4 protein-coding genes are annotated in these 4273 nt (G+C 38.3%); all 4 read right to left on the bottom strand.

The features are described from left to right. Nucleotides 1–1836, bottom strand: a 1836-nt coding sequence (locus ACFIKH_RS08685; RefSeq protein ID WP_375671498.1) for a DUF6990 domain-containing protein, incomplete at its 3' end; no start/stop codon positions are given. A gap of 5 nt (nucleotides 1837–1841) precedes the next feature. Beyond that, nucleotides 1842–2321: an SMI1/KNR4 family protein gene (locus ACFIKH_RS08680; RefSeq protein ID WP_375671497.1), complete on the bottom strand. Its 480-nt coding sequence runs from the start codon at nucleotides 2319–2321 to the stop codon at nucleotides 1842–1844. Between the two features lie 54 nt (nucleotides 2322–2375). Then, on the bottom strand, nucleotides 2376–2966 hold the full coding sequence (locus ACFIKH_RS08675) for an SMI1/KNR4 family protein (protein ID WP_375626710.1): 591 nt from the start codon (nucleotides 2964–2966) through the stop codon (nucleotides 2376–2378). Between the two features lie 62 nt (nucleotides 2967–3028). After that, the coding region (locus ACFIKH_RS08670; RefSeq protein WP_375671496.1) for an HNH/ENDO VII family nuclease at nucleotides 3029–4273 on the bottom strand (1245 nt) is incomplete at its 5' end.

The following is a 4273-nucleotide window of genomic DNA, read 5'->3' as shown; positions in this document are numbered from 1 at the left end:
TGCTGTTTGCGCATCCAAGCTTAAAATCGGAGCATTTTTAGGAAAACCAGTCCGATAACGGCGTGCAAGAGTAAGGAGATTATCAATTCTATATTTTGAGATTTCTTCCACAAAACCTAAAGGATTTCCCTTTCTAAAATTCTCCTTATAAGATTTGAGCTTTTCAACATCCCCAATCAAAACAAGCGCAATAAGGTGACGCGCTACAAGATCAAGTTCACTGTCTGGGGGAAAAGCCGCATAATCATAGATGATTTGATTCACATTTTGCCGATCAGCCCATTCAAGAATATCCGCACTGATCTGTTTCAGCTTGCCTTCATCCAATTCAGTACTAGAAACTGTATAAACTTCTTCTGCTTCTTTGATGGCTATATATTGAGGCATATTATAGAAAATTTCTCTATGAGCAGTGGAAAAACCAAGTGTTGAAAGGGAAGCCTTAAACGCAACAATCGGCTCTTCTTCATCACTTTGAAGGTTATACATTATATTGATAATACGGTCTTTACTTACAAAATAAGCATTGCGATCATAGTTCTTATCACGATAAACTGTCCACCCCATCCTTTTTAAGTCTTCAGAAACTGTATTAAGAAAAGACAAATCTTGCAAACTAAGACGATCATCTATGGCTTTTCGCTCATTAAAGATTTTCAGATGTCTTTCAGCAAATTCAACAGCGTGATTAACATACCCCTCCAGTTCTTCATCAAGATTTTGCAAATGCTCAGGAATCTTATCCTCTGCAATAGAATCTTGATAGGATTTTAGGACATCAATTTGACCTGTCAATGCTAAACAAGCCAAATGCCAAATCACAGCTGGATAATAGCTATATTTTTGGATAAGCGTTTTGCTTTCTATTGACGCTTGTAAATCTTGGGCACGTGCCCACTGTATCACCCGCTCAGAGATTTTTGTCAACTCTTGCTCATTCAATATCTCTACACAAATATCAATTCCTTTATCAACCCCACGAAAATTCTCTCCTCCAATCGTATTAAAAGATCGATAAATATCCGTAGGTCGTACAAGATTACGTTGTCCACAAAAATGAATATACAAGCAAGCCAAAGAAATCTCTTCATTAGATATTTCAGCTTCGAGATGAATATTGTACTGATCATAGAGATGTACAAAGCCAAAATCTAACTTAATAAAACGATCCGGCAAAACCAACCACATTTTCCCAAGCTCTGTGGCAAACCACCCTTGAATTTTAAAAATGCGAGTTGCTGCTGTAAGACTCATCGAACACTGTTTAGGTTTTTTACGCGCTAAAATGTCATCTAACTCCCCGTTTTTATAAGCTTGCGCAAAAAGAATGAGGCGCTCAATCCACCCTATTGTTTTGTAATCTGAAAATTCTGGTACATGTAATTGGGGTGTAAACTTAGAACTTTTTAAAGCCTCAATATCACCAAGTAATGCTTCTGCAACAGCAGAATGATTGGCTGCTTTTTCACGTAATTTTTGTTCAATATCTTGTGCTTTCGCCCAAGCGATAACCCTATTTAAAGATTCCTTAACATGGCTTTCTGAGAGATCTGAAGCTGTAACATCGAAATCCTCTTTCGCAGAAAACAGCGTATCTTCATACTTATCCTGTGATACTTCACCACTAGCATATTCCCAAGCAAGGCAATAAGCAGCAGTGGTAAGATCAGCCGATAGCCGAAACTTTCCCCCATCCTCTCCATAATCTACAACATCATAGAGAATGCGTATTATACGATCAGAAAGATGATAATAAGCAAATGTATCTCCAACTTCATGGCGATGAGTCTCCCAGCCCAATCTTTTTAAAATTTCTGTTACGTTTTTGGTTTGCATCGTCATTACCCCCCAGCATGTTCCATAATTCTTTTACAGAGAAATTCATAAAAATTACTTGCGTAATACTGGGGATCGCTAGGTTGAAATCTAAGATAGAGCGGGCACTCACAATCCTGAAACTGAGTATAATCAAAGTAAAAGGTTTCACCAAAATCTGTTCTATTGACAACAAGCTGCTGTGGTTTTGCTAAACCATTTTTTATATCTGTTAAGTGATAATAAACAATATCACCAGCAGGATTATCTTCAAAACTTGCGTTATAAATGCTAAAAATTTCCTCATAACCAATTTCTCCTCCCTTATAATTTTTTAAAAAATCCTTATAAGAAGTTGTAAACTGTAAACCGAGAGTTTTTTCTGCCTCTTTAATCCGTACATCACTAACTGCATCCTCTGCAGTACCAAAATTGATAATCTCATCATCATATTTATTCACTTTATCAACTAATTCTACAACATCATCTAAGGTATAGGTTTTCATAGATGATCCTCAAAACTTGCGTTATAAACACTCCGTATTTCCTCACTATCAATTTCACCTCTTCCATAGTTTTTTCCAAAAGCTCTTGTAAAAAGGTATAGGTTGCGGAGTGGGAGTGTTCTCAATCTTTTCAATTGGTTGATCACCATCAGGTATCTCAACTCCCACGCTTTCTTTAATTCTTTTGCAAAGGAATTCATAAAAATTACTGGCATAATATTCGCAATCTTCAGATGGAAGCATGACATAGAGTGGGCATTCACCATCCCGAAACTGCGTATAATCAAAATAAAAGGTTTCACCAAAATCTGTTCTGCTAACGAAAAGCTGCTCTGGTGTCACAAAACCACGTTCTCTATTGAGTAAGTTTCGGTAAACAATATCACCAGCAGGAATACCTTCCCCACAATCTCCATAAATGCTAAAGATTTCATCACCACCAATTTCTCCTCCTCCATATTTTTTTAAGAAAACTTTGTAAGAGGATGTGAATTGTACGCCGAGAGCTTTCTCCGCCTTTTCAATCTGTAAATCATCTGTTTCATTCTCTTCATCATCTTCACTACCCAAATTGATAATCTCATCATCATATTTATTCACTTTATCAATTAATACTGCAACATCAGCTAAGGTATAGGTTTTCATCAATTATTCTCCATAAATTATTCTATAAGTTTCTTTTTTCTCTTTTCATCAACCGTAGAGCATTATTGCCGATGCTCCTGTCCCCATCTGTCAAAATCTATCCCTATGATACTCCATTTCATATCAATTATTCCTCCTAAATTACTGTTTGTTTGTTTTCTATAACCTTTAGCGCGTTCCTTCCAATATTCCTCTCTCCATTTTTTAAACTTTTCTCTCTCTATAAGCGATTGATGTGTTTTAGAAGGAGCATGAATCACGGAATTATATTTGTTATGATCTTTACTGCCAATTTCTGCTATGGGCCCCTCATGCGTTTGCTTTAGGTGATGCAACTCAACAGGCTCACCATCAAATCCTATAGGTGCTTTTCCTGCTTTCATTCTTTCAACATTGGTGCCCCATACCGTTTTTTTGTTTACTCTCCATTTAGAAATTCTGTCAGGATCAAACAAATCGTCTCTCTGATAGGCTTTGTTAGTCTGTCCAAATTTGCTATCGGTAAATTTAGTAGGTTTCTTTTTTAACCACTTCTTTTTTTCTTTAGCAGCGAGTTTGGTCAGTTCTTTCTTCGCCGCATGTTTGGCAGGATCTCCTTGAGCTGCAAGTTTGGCAAGATTTTTCTTGGAAGCGAATTGGGCAAAATCTTTCCTAGCATTGAACTTGATCACAGCCTTTTCGCCAAGCTTTATGCCTCCCTTGACTACTCCAGCTCCTCCAGCAAAGTTTTCTAATACTCCGGCTGATAATCTTCCACTTTCAAAACCAGCATTAAAAGCTCCGTCAACTCCCGCTTTTTCAATATTCTCTTTTACGTAATCTATATCCCCTATAAAGGAATCCTCAACACCTCCCCAGAATTGACCAGCACCTTCCCAGACATCATCAATCACATGTCCACTCACGACCCAAGACGCTCCTGTTCCAATGTCTTTAAAACTCTTTTCAACGCCCCCCCGTGGATTGCTAGCAAATATTATCATTTGTAACATCATGTTCTTCACAGCGCCATCAGCTAACTCGTATAGCTTGATTGGTGCATCGGCAATGAGACCAGCCATAATTCCTGTCGCAAAAGTTCTATCTTGTTGTTCATCAATCTCGAACCATTTTTCGTTAACATCTCTTCGACACTGATCATCAGGGCACTCTTCTAACTCTTTCTTCATCTGAGCGCGTTGTGCACTACCCAAAAAGTTATTTGCAGCGGCATTGCCTGCGGCATCGGCACCGGCATCAACATTGCCACCGGCAAGGGCAGCGGCAACGCCCCCGGCAGCCCTTGCAACATCAATGGTGTGGTCTCT

The organism is Bartonella sp. SD1336NMGDW (assembly GCF_042193565.1).
GTDB lineage: Bacteria > Pseudomonadota > Alphaproteobacteria > Rhizobiales > Rhizobiaceae > Bartonella > Bartonella grahamii.
The sequence above is the reverse complement of the archived record's forward strand: the minus strand, read 5'-3'. Positions and strand labels throughout refer to the sequence as shown.